The organism is Candidimonas nitroreducens (assembly GCF_002209565.1).
Classification (GTDB): Bacteria; Pseudomonadota; Gammaproteobacteria; order Burkholderiales; family Burkholderiaceae_B; genus Candidimonas; species Candidimonas nitroreducens.
The window spans coordinates 12,774-28,168 of the sequence record NZ_NJIH01000018.1; the positions used below are offsets into that span (position 1 = coordinate 12,774).

15 protein-coding genes are annotated in these 15,395 nt (G+C 67.6%); all 15 read right to left on the reverse strand.

All coding sequences use genetic code 11. From position 1 onward, the window contains the following. Nucleotides 1-45 precede the first annotated feature (45 nt). The 15 genes from hisH to CEY11_RS23370 all read right to left on the reverse strand — a co-directional run bounded on the left by hisH (nt 46) and on the right by CEY11_RS23370 (nt 15,360). Complete coding sequence (gene hisH, locus CEY11_RS23300) at nt 46-699, reverse strand: imidazole glycerol phosphate synthase subunit HisH (RefSeq protein ID WP_088605829.1); 654 nt, start codon at nt 697-699, stop codon at nt 46-48. 149 nt (nt 700-848) lie between these two features. Continuing rightward, on the reverse strand, nt 849-1,436 hold the full coding sequence (hisB, locus tag CEY11_RS23305) for an imidazoleglycerol-phosphate dehydratase HisB (protein WP_088605830.1): 588 nt from the start codon (nt 1,434-1,436) through the stop codon (nt 849-851). Nucleotides 1,437-1,452: 16 nt separating this feature from the next. After that, nucleotides 1,453-2,760: a histidinol dehydrogenase gene (gene hisD / locus CEY11_RS23310; RefSeq protein WP_088605831.1), complete on the reverse strand. Its 1,308-nt coding sequence runs from the start codon at nt 2,758-2,760 to the stop codon at nt 1,453-1,455. A 114-nt stretch (nt 2,761-2,874) separates the two neighbouring features. Further along, on the reverse strand, nt 2,875-3,693 hold the full coding sequence (hisG, locus tag CEY11_RS23315; protein ID WP_088605832.1) for an ATP phosphoribosyltransferase: 819 nt from the start codon (nt 3,691-3,693) through the stop codon (nt 2,875-2,877). Next, nucleotides 3,690-4,958 carry a UDP-N-acetylglucosamine 1-carboxyvinyltransferase gene (gene murA, locus CEY11_RS23320; protein WP_088605833.1) on the reverse strand — a complete coding sequence of 423 codons (1,269 nt, stop codon included), beginning with the start codon at nt 4,956-4,958 and terminating at the stop codon, nt 3,690-3,692. Before murA ends, hisG begins: the two co-directional genes overlap by 4 nt. Further along, entirely contained in the window at nt 4,951-5,199 is a 249-nt protein-coding gene (locus CEY11_RS23325; RefSeq protein ID WP_088605834.1) for a BolA family protein, read from the reverse strand. The genes murA and CEY11_RS23325 overlap by 8 nt, the downstream gene beginning before the upstream one ends. 5 nt (nt 5,200-5,204) lie before the next feature. Further along, nucleotides 5,205-5,963 (reverse strand): ABC transporter permease, encoded by a 759-nt coding sequence (locus tag CEY11_RS23330; protein WP_233155046.1) that lies wholly within the window; start codon nt 5,961-5,963, stop codon nt 5,205-5,207. Between the two features lie 92 nt (nt 5,964-6,055). After that, nucleotides 6,056-6,853: an ABC transporter ATP-binding protein gene (locus CEY11_RS23335; protein ID WP_088605836.1), complete on the reverse strand. Its 798-nt coding sequence runs from the start codon at nt 6,851-6,853 to the stop codon at nt 6,056-6,058. Between the two features lie 43 nt (nt 6,854-6,896). Next, a complete protein-coding gene (locus CEY11_RS23340; RefSeq protein WP_088605837.1) occupies nt 6,897-8,612 on the reverse strand; it encodes an acyl-CoA dehydrogenase family protein in 1,716 nt (571 codons plus the stop codon). A gap of 13 nt (nt 8,613-8,625) precedes the next feature. Further along, nucleotides 8,626-9,852, reverse strand: a complete 1,227-nt coding sequence (locus CEY11_RS23345; protein ID WP_088605838.1) for a CoA transferase — start codon at nt 9,850-9,852, stop codon at nt 8,626-8,628. Between the two features lie 4 nt (nt 9,853-9,856). Next, nucleotides 9,857-11,080 (reverse strand): acetyl-CoA C-acetyltransferase, encoded by a 1,224-nt coding sequence (locus CEY11_RS23350; RefSeq protein WP_088605839.1) that lies wholly within the window; start codon nt 11,078-11,080, stop codon nt 9,857-9,859. Further along, entirely contained in the window at nt 11,077-12,738 is a 1,662-nt protein-coding gene (locus CEY11_RS23355) for an AMP-binding protein (RefSeq protein WP_088605840.1), read from the reverse strand. Before CEY11_RS23355 ends, CEY11_RS23350 begins: the two co-directional genes overlap by 4 nt. Beyond that, nucleotides 12,735-13,565 (reverse strand): alpha/beta fold hydrolase, encoded by an 831-nt coding sequence (locus tag CEY11_RS23360; RefSeq protein ID WP_088605841.1) that lies wholly within the window; start codon nt 13,563-13,565, stop codon nt 12,735-12,737. Before CEY11_RS23360 ends, CEY11_RS23355 begins: the two co-directional genes overlap by 4 nt. Next, a complete protein-coding gene (locus CEY11_RS25990) occupies nt 13,562-14,428 on the reverse strand; it encodes a MaoC/PaaZ C-terminal domain-containing protein (protein ID WP_088605842.1) in 867 nt (288 codons plus the stop codon). The genes CEY11_RS23360 and CEY11_RS25990 overlap by 4 nt, the downstream gene beginning before the upstream one ends. Further along, nucleotides 14,425-15,360, reverse strand: coding sequence for an isocitrate lyase/PEP mutase family protein (locus CEY11_RS23370; RefSeq protein ID WP_088605843.1), 936 nt, complete (start codon nt 15,358-15,360; stop codon nt 14,425-14,427). Before CEY11_RS23370 ends, CEY11_RS25990 begins: the two co-directional genes overlap by 4 nt. Nucleotides 15,361-15,395 lie beyond the last annotated feature (35 nt).

Genomic DNA, 15,395 nt, shown 5'->3' on the forward strand with positions numbered 1-15,395 from the left:
CGGTACGGTGATTGAGTCGGAAGCGGCCCCGGCGGCGGCGCGCCGTCAGGGGGCCCAGCCGACGAAGTTGCGGTACAGCTGCAGGCCGTCGCTGGCGCTCTTTTCCGGATGGAACTGCACTGCGAAAATGTTAGCTGCTGCGACCGCACAGGTAAAGCCTATTCCATAGTGGGTTTCCCCGACAACCAGCGCCGGGTCTGCAGGTTCGGCATAGTAGCTGTGCACGAAATAGAAGTGGGCGCCGTCGGCGATGCCGTTCCACAGGGCGTGGCGCTGGGTCTGCCTGACGCGGTTCCAGCCCATGTGCGGGATCTTCAGGCGCGGCGCGCCGTCGTCGGCGGCCTGGCCGTCGGCGAATTGCGGCCCCGCGAAGCGCCTGACCTGTCCGGGGAATACGTCCAGGCACGGCGTATTGCCTTCTTCGCTGCGCGCGAACAGCATTTGCTCGCCCACGCATACGCCCAGCAGGGGCTTGTCGCGCGCCGCGCGCAGCACCGCTTCGAGCAGCCCCGAGGCCTGCAGCGTGCGCATGCAGTCGGGCATGGCGCCCTGGCCGGGAAAGACCACGCGGCTGGCACGGTCGATTTCCTGCGCCTCGCGGCAGATTCTGATGTCGGCTTCGGGCGCGGCGGCGCGCAGGGCGCGGGCGACCGAATGGAAGTTGCCCATGCCGTAGTCGACGATGGCGATCGTGTTCACACTGTGTCCGGATGTTTCGTTGGGGCGGGGCCGATGGCTTCCGCGATGGAATGCTAAGGCTGGTAGGCTGCGAGCGTGTGACTATAGTTCAAACCGGGGCGGCACGGAATCCGAAGGGCCGGCGAGCCTTGCGGCTGGCCGGCATGCTGCTACAGCACGCCCTTGGTGGATGGCACGCTGCCGCCGCTGCGCGGGTCGATTTCCGTGGCCATGCGCAGGGCGCGGCCGAAGGCCTTGAAGACCGTCTCGCACTGGTGATGCGAATTGCGTCCGCGCAGATTGTCGATGTGCAGGGTTACCAGCGCGTGGTTGACGAAGCCCTGGAAGAATTCGCGCGTCAGGTCGACGTCGAAGCGGCCGACGTGCGAGCGCGTGAAGGGCACGTGGAATTCCAGGCCCGGGCGGCCCGAGAAATCGACCACGACGCGCGACAGCGCTTCGTCCAGCGGCACGTAGGAATGCCCGTAGCGGCGCAGCCCGGCCTTGTTGCCGACGGCCTGTGCAAAGGCCTGGCCCAGCGTGATGCCTACGTCTTCGACCGTATGGTGGTCGTCGATTTCGGTGTCGCCCTGGCACTGGATGTCGAGGTCGAACAGGCCATGGCGCGCGATCTGGTCGAGCATGTGGTCGAGAAAGGGCACGCCGGTGTCGATGGCCTGGCGGCCGGTGCCGTCCAGGTTGACGGCGACCCGGATGCGGGTTTCGTTGGTGTTGCGGCTGATTTCGGCGGTACGCATGGAGTCGGGCGAGTCGTCAGGTTGCGGAGTCGGTACGGTACTGGGCGCTGGCGGCGTGCGCCGGCAGCCCTTCGCCCAGCGCCAGCGTGGCGGCCAGCCGGCCCAGCTTGCCGGCGCCGGCTGGCGAAACCTGTATCAGGCTGGAGCGCTTCTGGAAATCATACACTCCCAGCGGCGAAGAGAAGCGCGCGGTGCGCGAAGTGGGCAGTACGTGGTTGGGGCCTGCGCAGTAGTCGCCCAGGGCCTCGGAACTATAGCGCCCCATGAAGATGGCGCCGGCGTGGCGGATCTGCTCGGCCCATTTCTCGGGCTGCTCGGTGGAAATTTCCAGGTGCTCGGGCGCGATCTGGTTGGCGATGGCGCAGGCTTCTTCGAGGCTGCGCACCTGGATCAGGGCGCCGCGTCCGCCCAGGCTGGCGCCGATGATGGCGGCGCGCGGCATGGTGGGCAGCAGCCGCTCGATGGCGGCCTGCACCTGGTCGAGATAGGCGGCGTCGGGGCACAGCAGTATGGCCTGCGCCAGTTCGTCGTGCTCGGCCTGCGAGAACAGGTCCATGGCGATCCAGTCGGCGGGGGTGGAGCCGTCGCAGATGATCAGGATTTCGCTGGGGCCGGCGATCATGTCTATGCCTACGGTGCCGAAGACGCGGCGCTTGGCGCTGGCGACGTAGGCGTTGCCCGGGCCGACGATCTTGTCCACCGGCGTGATGCTGGCGGTGCCGTAGGCCAGCGCGCCTATGGCCTGCGCCCCGCCCACGGCCCATGCGCGATCCACGCCGGCGATGGCGGCGGCGGCCAGCACCATGGGGTTGCGCGCCCCGCCCGGCGTGGGCGTGACCATGACGACCTCGGCCACGCCGGCCACCTTGGCCGGAATGGCGTTCATCAATACCGACGAGGGGTAGGCGGCCTTGCCGCCCGGTACGTACAGGCCGACGCGATCCAGCGGCGTTACTTTCTGGCCTAGCAGGGTGCCGTCGTCGTCGGTATAGGTCCAGGTGTGGCCCAGCTGGCGCTCGTGGTAGCTGCGCACCCGCGCGGCGGCGGCCTGCAGCGCCTCGCGCTGCGCCGCGGGCAGGGCTTCCAGGGCCTGCTGCCATTGCTCGCGCGGGATTTCCAGGGCGGCCACCGAGTCGGCCTCGACCTTGTCGAAGCGCCGGGTGTAGTCCAGCAGCGCCGCGTCGCCGCGCGTGCGCACGTCGCGCAGGATCTCGGCGCTGGCGCGTTCGATGGATTCGTCTTCCGCGGCGTCGAAGGCCAGCAGCTTGCGCAGGCGGGCCTGGAAATCATCGGCAAGGGTATTGAGGCGGGCGATCACGGTCATGGTGCTTGAGAAAATGGAGTAGGTTCTTCGTGCCGGACTGTTGGGCTGCGGCTGGCCTGTTTGCTGCGTACTGTTTGATCAGCCCATGAACTTAGCTTGGATCCAGACACGCCACTAGGCCGCCGAGGCGCGTGCGAAGGCGTCGATCAGCGGCTGCAGCTCGGCCGCGCGGGTCTTCAGCGAGGCCTGGTTGACGATCAGGCGCGAGGAGATCGGCACGATTTCTTCCACGGCCACCAGGTTGTTGGCCTTGAGCGTGCCGCCGGTGGACACTAGGTCGACGATGGCGTCGGCCAGCCCTACCAGGGGCGCCAGCTCCATCGAGCCGTACAGCTTGATCAGGTCGACATACACGCCCTTGGCGGCGAAGTGCTCGCGCGCTGCCTGCACGTACTTGGTGGCCACGCGCAGGCGCGAGCCCTGGTGCACCGCGGCTTCGTAGTCGAAGCCCTGGCGCACCGCCACGCACAGCCGGCACTTGGCGATGTTCAGGTCTACCGGCTGGTACAGGCCGCCGGGATGCTGCGCGGCGTGCTCGAACAGCACGTCTTTGCCGGCGATGCCGAAGTCCGCGGCGCCGTACTGTACATAGGTGGGCACGTCGGAGGCGCGCACGATGATCAGGCGCAGGCCCGGATCGCTGGTGGGCAGGATCAGCTTGCGCGAAGACTCGGGATTTTCCGCGACCTCGACTCCGGCCGCCGCCAGCAGAGGCATGGTCTCGTCGAAGATGCGGCCCTTGGACAGCGCCAGGGTAAGCGGCCCGGCCGATCGACGGCCCTCCTGTCGCTGCGCGACATCCTCCCCATGGGAGGGAACACGCCCTCCGGGCGGCCGCGCGGGCGTGGAGGATGAACCGCCCTCCTGTCGCTGCGCGACATCCTCCCCGTGGGAGGGAGCACGTTCTCCGGGCGGCCGCGCGGGCGTGTTCATGCCGCCCCCTTGTCGCTGATGCGGCGGATGTCGGCGCCCAGGGCACGCAGTTTTTCTTCCATGCGTTCGTAGCCTCGGTCGAGGTGGTAGATGCGTTCGATGGTGGTGGCGCCGCGGGCCGCCAGGCCGGCGATTACCAGGCTGGCCGAGGCGCGCAGGTCGGTGGCCATGACGTTGGCGCCGGACAGCTCGGGCACGCCGGTGACCACGGCCGTGTGGCCGTCGATGTCGATCTGCGCGCCCATGCGGCCCAGTTCCTGTACGTGCATGTAGCGGTTCTCGAAGATGTTCTCGACGATGACCGCGGTGCCGTCGGCGATGCTGTCCAGCGCCATGAGCTGGGCCTGCATGTCGGTCGGGAAGCCCGGGTATTCGCGGGTGCGGGCGCCCACGGCCCTGGGTCGCTGGTTCATGGTGCAGCGGATCCAGTCGGGCCCGCATTCCAGGCCGAGCCCGGCTTCCTGCAGCTTGTCGAGCAGCGCGCCCATGGTTTCCGGGGCCGCTTGGCGCAGCAGCACGTCGCCGCCGGTGGCGCCGACCGCGCACAGGAAGGTGCCGGCCTCGATGCGGTCGGCCACCACACGGTGGCTGGCGCCGTGCAGTTTTTCCACGCCTTCGATGACGATGCGGTCGGTGCCGTGGCCGCTGATGCGCGCGCCCATCTTGATGAGCAGCTCGGCGAGGTCGACCACCTCGGGTTCGCGTGCAGCGTTTTCCAGCACGGTGGTGCCTTCGGCCAGCGTGGCCGCCATCATCAGGTTCTCGGTGCCGGTGACCGTGACCATGTCGGTGCGGATCGACGCGCCCTTCAGGCGCCGGGCCCGGGCGATGACGAAGCCGTGCTCGATCTGGATATCGGCGCCCAGCGCGGCCAGGCCCTTGATGTGCTGGTCGACGGGGCGCTGGCCGATGGCGCAGCCGCCCGGCAGGCTGACGCGCGCCTGGCCGTAGCGGGCCACCAGGGGCCCCAGCACCAGGATCGAGGCGCGCATGGTCTTGACCAGTTCATAGGGCGCTTCCAGGCAGTCGACCTCGGCGGCGCACAGGCTGACGTCGTGCGCCGCGCCGCGCTCGGCGCGCGCGCCCATGCGGCCCAGCAGGCGCAGCATGGTGTCGATGTCATTGAGCCGCGGCACGTTTTCCAGCGCCAGGATGTCGGCGGTGAGCAGGCCGGCGCACAGGATGGGCAGGGCGGCATTCTTGGCGCCCGAGACGGTGATCTCGCCTTCCAGGCGCCTGCCGCCGGTAATCGACAGCTTATCCATTGATGCCGCCCTGGTATTCGGCGGGGGTCAGGGTGCGCATCGACAGGGCGTGGATCTCGGCCTTCATGCGCTCGCCCAGCGCGGCGTACACGAGCTGGTGGCGCGCGATCAGGCGCTTGCCTTCGAAGTCGGGGCTGACGATCACGGCTTCGAAGTGGGCGCCGTCGCCGCTTACTTCGAGGTGCTCGCAGTTCAGTCCCTGGGCGATGTAGTCGCGTACTTGTTCCGGGGTAGGCATCATGGCTTTCAGTTCCGCAGTTTGTAGCCCTTGGCCAGCAGCCGCAGGGTGGCGGTGCTCAGGGCGATGAATACGCAGCACACCACCACCAGGCTGCGCCAGGGCGAGACGTCCGATACCGCGAAGAAGCCGTAGCGGAAGCCGTCGATGGTGTAGAAGATGGGATTCCAGCGCGACACTGCCTGCCAGAAGGGAGGCAGGCTGTGTATCGAGTAGAACACGCCCGAAAGAAAGGTGGCGGGCATGATGAGGAAATTCTGGAAGGCCGCGAGATGGTCGAATTTTTCCGACCACAGCCCGGCGATGATGCCCAGGTTGGCCAGAATGCCGCAGGACAGCAGGGCGAAGACCAGCACCCAGGCGGCGTGCGCCGCCGGCAGCGGTACGAAGAACAGCGCCACCAGCCAGACACAGGCGCCCACGCTCAGGCCGCGCGTCATCGAGGCCAACAGATAGGCGCCGAAGATCTCGCGATGCGACATGGGCGGCAGCAGTATGAACACCAGATTGCCGGTGATGCGGCTCTGGATCAGCGACGAAGAGGCGTTGGCGAAGGAATTCTGCAGCATGCTCATCATCATCAGGCCCGGGATCAGGAACGATGTGTAGGGCACGGTGCCGTAGACGTGGACGCGGTTCTGCAGCACGTGGGCGAACACCAGCAGGTACAGCAGCGCGGTCAGCACCGGCGCGGCGATGGTCTGGAAGCCCACCTTCCAGAAACGCATCAGTTCCTTGTGCAGCAGGGTCGGGAAGCCCGAGCCCATGTCGGCGCGGGCCTGCAGCACGGGCGCCCGTTGGGCGGATGCCGGCGCCGTGGTGCCCGCGGCAGGGCTTTCCTGCGACTGTGCCGAGGCGTTCATGCCAGCACCTCGAGCGGCGTATCGTCGTGCATGATGCGCACGAAGGCGTCTTCGAGGTCGACGCCGCCGAAGCGGGCCAGCAGCGCCTGGGTGGTGTCCAGGGCGACGATGCGGCCGCGCTTGAGCATGGCCACGCGCCCGCATAGCGCCTCGGCTTCTTCCAGGTAGTGCGTGGTCAGCAGCACGGTGTGCCCCGCCTTGTTCAGGCGCGAGATGAATTCCCAGAGGGTGCGGCGCAGGTCGACGTCCACCCCCGCGGTGGGCTCGTCGAGGATGATGACCGGGGGCCGGTGCACCAGCGCCTGCGCGACCAGCACGCGGCGCTTCATGCCGCCGGACAGCGCGCGCATGTTCGATTCGGCCTTGTCCGACAGCCCCAGGTTGTAGAGGATCTCGTCGATCCAGTCGTCGTTGTGGCGCAGCCCGAAATACCCCGACTGGATGCGCAGGGTCTCGCGCACCGTGAAGAACGGATCGTAGACCAGTTCTTGCGGCACCACGCCCAGCGAGCGCCGGCTTTCCCGATAGTCGGCCACCACGTCGTAGCCGCAGATGCTGGCCGTGCCCGAAGAGGCCTGCGCCAGGCCGGCCAGGATGGATATCAGCGTGGTCTTGCCGGCGCCGTTGGGCCCCAGCAGCCCGAAGAATTCGCCGTGCTCGACACTAAGGCTGACATCCGTCAGCGCACGGAAGCCTTGCGCCGGCGGTTTGCCGGGCGAGAGCAGCCTTTTCCAGGCCGGGCGGCGCGGTGCGCGGTAGGTTTTAGAGATGCGATCTAGGGTGAGGGCGGGCATAGGCGACGAAAAGCCTGGCCTGGGTGCCAGGCCGAACTCGTCATTATAAAGGCTGCCGCCCGGCCGCCCCGCTGCGTGCATCTTTCCCGCGGCCGCCCTGCAGCAGGCCGCGGGCTATGACCTGCGCCTGGATCTCGGCCGCCCCTTCGAAGATATTCAGGATGCGGGCGTCGCACAGCAGGCGCGAGATCGGATATTCGTTCGCGTATCCATTCCCGCCATGAATCTGCAGCGCATTGTCGGCGGCCGACCATGCCACCCTGGCGGCGACCAGCTTGGCCATCCCCGCCTCCACGTCGCAGCGGGCGCCTGTTTCCTTCAGCCGGGCGGCCCGCTTGACCAGCTGGCGCACCATGGCCTGTTCCGCCGCCATCCAGGCGAGCTTGCCGTACACCCGTGGGAATTCGATGAGCGGCTGGCCGAACTGGATGCGCTCGAGGGCATACCGGAATCCGAGCTCGAAGGCATTCTGGGCCACGCCCAAGGCGCGCGCCGCGGTCTGGATGCGCGCCAGCTCGAACGTCGTCATCAGCTGGCGGAACCCTTGGCCCTCGACGCCTCCGAGCACATTCGCGGCGGGAATTTCGAAACCGTCGAAGCCCAATTCATATTCGCGCATGCCGCGGTAGCCGAGCACGTGGATTTCTCCGCCGGACATGCCGTGCGCCGGAAAAGGGTCGCCGTCCGTGCCGCGCGGTTTTTCGGCGAGGAACATCGTCAGGCCGCGATGGCCGCTGTTCGGTTCGCCGGTACGGGCCAGCAGCACCATCAGGTCGGCGCGTGCGGCGTGCGTGATCCAGGTCTTGGCGCCGTACACGTGGTAGACATCGCCCTCGCGCCGCGCCCGGGTTGTAAGGTTGGCCAGATCGGATCCCGTGTTCGGCTCGGTGAAGACCGCGGTCGGCAGGGTTTCGCCGGATGCGATGCGCGGCAGCCAGTATTCCCGCTGTTCCTGCGTGCCGCCCAGGCGGATCAGTTCGCTGGCGATTTCCGAGCGCGTGCCCAGCGAGCCCACGCCTATATAGCCCGCGGAAAGCTCTTCCGTGACCACGCACATGGCCTCGGCGCCCAGCCCCGAGCCGCCGAATTCCGGCGGCGTCGTCATGCCGAACACACCCAGGCGCGCCAGCTCGGCGACGAGATCCATGGGAATGAGCGCGTTGGCCTGGTGCCAGGCCGGTGCGTGCGGCGCGATCTTTTCCCGGGCATAGGCTTTGAATTCGCGCCGGATCATCGCCGCCGTCTCGTCGCCGGCGTCGCCGCTGTCCACGACCGCGTCCGGCCCCGACTGGCGCAGCAGCGCAATCAGGCTGGCACGGGTTCGGCTGCCGTTCGACGTGAAGGATCGAACCTGCGGCGCCGCCAGAAAGCGCCGCGCTTCGTCGTCCAGCCCGTAGCGGTCGGGGCGTATGATCTCGTCCTGCGACATGGCGATGCCGTGCCCGAGCTGCGCCAGGTACTCGCCAAAGCCGATTTCCACTAGCAGTCTCGGCAGCTCGCCGAACTTGCCCCGGGCCTCGAGTTCTTCGGCCCAGCCGAGCGTGGCCCTGAGGATTTCCAGGTAGGACGCCATCCACGCGTAGCCGTGCGCCTCGGCCTGGTGACGATTGAGCGCGGCGAGATCGAAATCGCCCGCAGGCCCGCAAAGCTCTGCTACGCGGCCGCCCACCGCGGCCACGATGGCCTCGGCGCCGGAAAGCGCCGCTCGGGCCCGAGCGAGAATGGAAATATCGGGCACGGGGTTGCTACTCGTAGTCATTGCCGTAATCCTTTCATGAAGTGTGGCCGGTGTGCGGCCCGGCGACGATGCCTTTGTCGTGCAGCAGGCCGATCGCAGCGCCGGACAGGCCCAGCAGCTCTGTCAGGACGACGTCGGTGTGCTCGCCCAGCAGCGGCGCCGGCAGTACCTGGCCTCGATCGACGCCGGTGAACCGGGGGGCCGGCCCGGCGGCGAGATGCCGGCCGACGCCGGCGGTGTCGATGGTTTCGAAGATAGGGTTGGCGGCCGAGACCCGCTTGTCCGCTGCCACCAGCTCGCGCGCGGTCTTGTAGATGCCCCAGCATACGCCCGCCGCGTCGAATGCGGCGGCCACTTCCGCAAGCCCGCGATCCGCGATCCAGGGGCGTATCGCGTCGGCGATTGCGTCGCGCGCCTCGTACCGATCGGCCTCGCGTCTCAGGTCGAGCCCGCGCGATGCTTCGATGCCGGCCACCGCCGCGGCGACGCCGCAGGCCGCCACCAGGGACGCCCACTGGCGTGCGGAAATGGCGATCACCATGACGCGCCGGCCGTCGCGGCAGGCGAAATCGCGGCCGAATCCGCCGTAGACGTCGTTGCCGATCGCCGGCCGTTCATGGTCGAGCAGCTGGGCGTCGGCCACGACCCCCAGGTGGGAAAGCGTCGAAAACGCCACGTCGGCCAGCGCGATGCGGATTTCCGCCCCCTGGCCGCTCGCCAGCCGCCGCCCATGGGCGGCCAGCACCGCGAAGGCGGCCTGCGCTGCACAGGCCACGTCCCAGGCCGGCAGAACGTGATTTACGGGCCTGTCCGCAGCGCCGTCGCCTGTCACCAGCGGGTAGCCGGTGGCGCAGTTGACGGTATAGTCCACCGCCGTCGTGCCGTCCGGATTGCCTTCGATGGTGCAGGTGATCACGTCCTCCCGCATCTGCGCCAGCCTGGCGTGCCCGAGCCAAGGCGCTGCGACATTGGTCAGCAGAATACCGCAGCCGGGCGCTGCCACCAGATCCGCAACCAGTTGGCGGCCCTCGGGTTTGCGCAGGTCGACGGCAAGCGAGCGCTTGCCCTTGTTCAGGCCTGTCCAATAGAGGCTGCGGCCGTTGGGCATGACGGGCCAGCGCGCGTAGTCGATGCCACCGCCTATCATGTCGATGCGGATGACGTCGGCGCCATACTGCGCAAGCGTCAAGCCGCCGAGCGGCGCGGCCACGAAGGCCGAGCTTTCGATCACCCGCATGCCCTCGAGGAAACCGTAGGACATGGCCTCAGCTCACGCGCTCGAAGATTGCGGCTAGCCCCTGGCCGCCGCCGATGCACATGGTCTCGAGGCCGTAGCGGCTTTCCCGGCGCTGCATTTCCCGCAGCAGCGTTGCCAGGATTCGCACGCCGGTCGCCCCGACGGGGTGGCCGAGCGAAATGCCGGAGCCGTTGACATTGACACGGTCGAAATCCTGCTTGCCGAAGCCCCATTCCCGCGTGCAGGCCAGCACCTGCGCGGCGAAGGCCTCGTTGAGTTCGATCAGATCCATGTCCTTCAGCGTGAGCCCGGCACGGGCCATGACTTTCGCCGTGGCCGGAACCGGGCCGATGCCCATGACATTCGGTGCGACTCCGGCCGCCGCCCAGCCGACGAGGCGGGCCAGCGGCTTGAGCCCCAGCTTCTCGGCGGTCGTGCGCGAGGTCACGATGCAGGCGGCGGCGCCGTCGTTCTGGCCGCTGGCGTTGCCCGCGGTGACCGTCGCCTCGGGATCCTGAGCGGCCCTGATCGGCCGTAGGGCCGCCAGCGTCGCCATGTCGGTGTCGGCGCGCGGGTGCTCGTCGCGGCTGATGGATACGGGGGGCTTGCCGCGTTTCCCGGGTACCTCCACGGGCACGATTTCTTGCGCGAATCGGCCATCTTCGATGGCCGCCACGGCGCGCCTGTGGGACATGACCGCCAGTTCGTCCTGCGCTGCGCGGCTGATGCCGTACTGGCGGCGCAGGTTCTCCGCCGTCTCGAGCATGCCGCCGGGCACCGGGTAGCGCTCGCCGCCGGCCGTGACGCGGCCGCGGCCCAGCCGGTCGTGCAGCGTGGTCGGGCGGCCCTTGGCCCCCCAGCGCACATCTTCCGAGTAGTATTCGGCGCGGCTCATGCTCTCGGCGCCGCCGGCGATCACGACGTCGCAAACCCCTGTCTGGACGCGCATCGCCGCGTCGAGAACCGCCTGCAGGCCCGAGCCGCAGCGGCGGTCGATCTGCAGGCCGGGCACCGTGACGGGCAGGCCCGCGTCCAGAGCCGCGATGCGGCCGATCGCCGGGGCTTCGCCGTTGGGGTAGCACTGGCCGAAGATGACGTCGTCGACCCGTTCGGGATCGAGGCCTGATCTTTCGATCAGCGCCTCGATGACGCGGCGGCCGAGCTGCGCGGCCGGCACGTCGACGAACATGCCGCCGTAGCGCCCGACGGCCGTGCGTACGGGCTCGCAGATGACGGGGTCGCGATCATTCATGGTTCAAGCTCCTTGGTCTGGTATTCGATTGCCGGGATCAGGTGCGGTGCCCGCGCCCATTGCCGCAGCGTGGCGGCCTTGATCTTCGTGCCGTTGACGCCGGAGGTCACCGGCATTTCGGCAATGATATGGATGGCGCTGGGCACCTTGTAGCGGGCCAGCGCCGCGGCGCACCATGCTTCGAGCGTCGCGCAATCGAGCTCGCAGCCGGCGCGCGGCACGACGAACGCAATGGCCTGCGTATCGCCATTGTCGCAGCGGACGCCGACCACTTTGTTGATTTCGACGGCCGGGTGTTCGCCGATGCGCGTTTCGATCTCTGCCGGTTCGACCAGGAAGCCCTTGAGGCGCAGCACGTCGCCGATGCGGCAGAGGTATTCGAAACTGCCGTCTGCGCGCACCGACCCGAGGTCGCCGGACTTGAACCAGCCGTCCTCGGTCAGGGCGGCGGCCATGCGCTGCGGTTCGCCGAGATAGGCGTCGACGACGTTCGGCCCCTGGAACTGCAGCTCGCCGACTTCGCCGCCAGGCAGCGGCCGCCCGGTTTCGGGGTCGCCGCTGCGGGCCTTGATCTGCGCCGACACGGGCATGCCGCCGCCGCGCCAGCGCTGCGGCGCATCGACGTCGTCGCGCCAGATCGCCGTCAAGGCGAACAGCTCGGACGAGCCATAGACGCCTGCGGCCCTCAGGCCCATGGTTTCCTCGGCCCATTTCGAGATCTGCTCCGAACGCCCGTTGAAGTCGGCCATGAACAGCCGCTTCCAGCGGGCCAGGTCACGCGGCTGCTTCTGGATGGATTCCATGAGGCGGCCGACGATATCGTCGGCGCCGACGACGTGGCTGGCCCCGAAACGCTCCATGTCGGCGACGATCGCGTCCGCGTCGAAGGACGGTTCCAGCAGGCATTGCCCGCCCGCCGCGATCGTGGCGATTGCGGGAACGTAGGAAAACACGCCGGTCAGCGGCAGGGCGTGAACGGTGACGCTTTGCGTTGTCCATGCGCCGGCGGTTGCGCAGGCGAGTGCGTGCGAGGCAACCCCCGAAACCTTGTGCGCCGCGAGTTTCGAGCGGCCGGTGGAGCCGGAGGTCGTGAAGGCGACGGCAAGGCTGTCGGGATCGTCCTGCAGGTCTGCGCCATCCGCGGCGGCGACCTGGGTCAGGGCCGGCACCCAAGCCCCTGCTCCTACATCGTAGGCAGAGACTTCGACCGCGCCCGCCGATGGCTTGTGCGGCCCTGTGATGACCGCCACGCGGGGCGGTGCTGCGGCGGCAGCCTTCATTGCCTCTTTGAGGCGCCCGCCCAGATCCAGCCCTACGAAATCGTGCGCCACGGCCAGAACCGCCGGCCGGCCAAGATCGAGGACATTGGCCAGCTCTTCCACGTTATAGCGCGTGTTGATGCCGACCACATGCGCCCGCAAGGCAACGGCGGCGAACTGCCAGACCAGCGAGTCCGACCAATTGGGCAGCCAGACACCCAGGCAGTCGCCTTCGGCTATGCCCGCCGCTTCCAGTTCGCTCTTTAGCGTGACGACCCTGCGCCAGAACGCGCGGCGCGTCACCACCCGTGCCTGCCGCGGATGGGCGTCGATCAGCATCGGTGCCTCGGGATCGTTGTCCAGTCCCTGCTTCAGTAACGCTATCATCGACGCAGTCATGCCTGCACCTCATTGGGAGTTGCGCGTAGATCCTGCAGCCAGCCGTCCAGGATGGCATCGAAGTTCTCCATCTCTTCCATTGGATAATGGCCGATGCCCTCGAGTAGTGTATAGCGGGCACGCGGCATCGCCTGTGCCGTGCGCCTGACGGCCTGCGCATCGATCCAGAGGTCGTCGTCCCCGGCCACCAGATGAACCGGGCAGCGGGCCGATTCCAGGCGCGACCAGGCGTCGAAGGACGCCCAGCCGATCAGATCGGAATTGGATACGATGGGGTCTTCCCGCCGATGCATGTCCGCGATCAGCTGGCGCCTGGCCTGCGCAACGTTGCGCCCGACGACCGCCAGAGTCCCGAAATAGGTTCGGTCGGAGCGGCTGGGCGCGGCGCAATCTTCGAGTTCGCGCAGCAGGCCGCGGCGCATTGCCTGGCCGGCCGCTTTCGACATGCCCGCGTCCGCGGCCATCGCCACCGCGCCAGCGAGCCGCGCGCCCATGCTGCAGGCGAGTTCTATGGCGATTTTTCCGCCGATCGAACAGCCGACCACGTAAGGCTGTTCCAGTTCGAGTTCGTCCATCAGCCGCTCGCACCAGCGTGCATAGTCGCGCAGGTCGCTGATCGCCCCGGTGGTTGGCGGCTCGGAGCGCCCGTGTCCGGGAAGATCGGGCACGATGACCCGATAGCCCCGGCGTGCCAGGGCGGCTCCGGCATGGCGCCATTGCACGCCGCTCTGTCCGGCGGTGTGGATGCAGAAGACGGTTCTGCCTTGTCCGATGTCTTCATGGAACGCCAGCGCCCCGTCGATCTCCCGGTAGGCCGCGCGCATCATGATCGCACCTCTTCCCGGTAGAACCCGCGCACCACGTCCACCAGCACCGTCAGGGCCTTGGTCAGCCGCAGGTACTCGTAGGCGGAGCCCGAAACCGAGAGCTGGCCCTGCATCGCACGCTTCATCAGGTCGTTTTCCTCTCCGGTGAAGAGCTCGACCCAGACGATTTCGTCGGCTTTCACGATAAAGGCCGGCCCGTTTGGCGACCGCTGGCCGGCCTCCAGAACCTGGCCCTTGAAGACGCGGAATTGAATCTCGTCGTCGCCGCAGGCGATCGCGAAAGCGCCGTCCCAGGTGGCGGTTGCGCTACGGAAGGTCTCGTCCGTGGATAGGCGTTCGCCCAGGCCGGCTGCCCATGCCCGTGTGAAGAATTCAAGCGCGGGACGCGGCTCGGTGCCGCGGGCGCGCACCAGTAGGGCGGAACGGCCCTCTTGCAGCAGCGCTCCAGCCTGGTTGCGGATCCGTACATGCCTTCCCACCACGCCGCGGTCGCCAGCCGAGCTGCGGCGGCAACGGGTGATCGTCATCTCGAAGGACAGCTCGTCGCCGACCACGACGGGCTTCAGGTAGCGCCAGTCGGAGTTCAACATGGCGATCAGCTGTTCTTGCGCCATTCCCATATCGAAGAACCAGCCGAGAAAGGCGGCAATGCCGAATGGGCCGTGCAGCAGTGGCTTTTGGAAGCCCGCCTTGCCGGCGAAACTTGCGTCCGTATGCAGGGGATGGCGATCGCCGCTGAGTTCCGCAAACGCGTTCAGATCTTCTTGTGTCACGCGCCGGCGGCCGCCGGCGTAGCGTGCGCCCGGCCGGAAGTCCTCGAGGAAGGACGGCATTGCGCGGGCAGGATTTGCAACCGGGCTCATGACGCAAGTGCCTTGGCTGCGGATGACTCCTCGTTCAGCCTCGACCAGTCGGCGAAATCCACCAACTGGATCCAGTCGTTGAAAGCCATCGTGCGGTCTTCGAACGAGTTGCAATCGCCGGTCGTCTTGAATTGGGCGGCGGTCTCCGTGAGGGTCTGCATGACGGCGGCCAGAAAGGATGTGCCGACCGTCAGCAGGCTGTAGCCTCGCTCGTGAAGCTTTTGCGCCGTATTCGCGGCCTCCTTGCGCCCGCCGGCGCCCGTGCGGCCCTGGGCCCGGTCTCCCGCTATCGACTGCGACATATGGCCGGCGATTTCGTGGCGGGCCCGAACCAGGTCGTGTTCACTATATACGCGGGGCCAGACGATGTCGGCGCCAGCCTCCTTCCACATATGGAAACGGCGCATGCTTTCCTCGAATGCCTCTTCCTTGCTGCGAAACGCAATCGATGAGGTCGCGCCCGAGCGCACCATGATGAGGAAGTCCTGGTTCTGGCGGCGATCGCAGATCGCCTTGATCTTGTCGGCGATGCTTTCCGCGGACATCAGCACTGGAATATAGGGTGGCAGCCAGGGGCACTTTTCGTCGCCGTAGTCGTCGATGTGGATGGCGGCCGCGCCGGCGCGTTCGAATTCGTGGGCCCAGCGTACGGCGCTTGCGATGTCGCCTTCGCTGCCGAACCCGCTTTCGAAGTCCACCATCAGCGGTATCTCGATACGATCGGCAATGCGCCAGACGGCGTCGCGCGTTTCCGCCGCCGAAAGCAGCCCGATGTCGGGCAGCCCATATGACGCGGCAAGCTGTGAGGATCCCAGTTTTACGGCGTCGATGCCGGCTCGCTCTTCGATAATCGCGGATAGCGGATCCCATACGCCGCCGCACAATACCATCTTGCCCTGATCAAGCTTCAGGCGCAGATCGGCCTTGGCCATGCTTCTTCTCCATGTTCTAGGAAAATTGTGGTGTC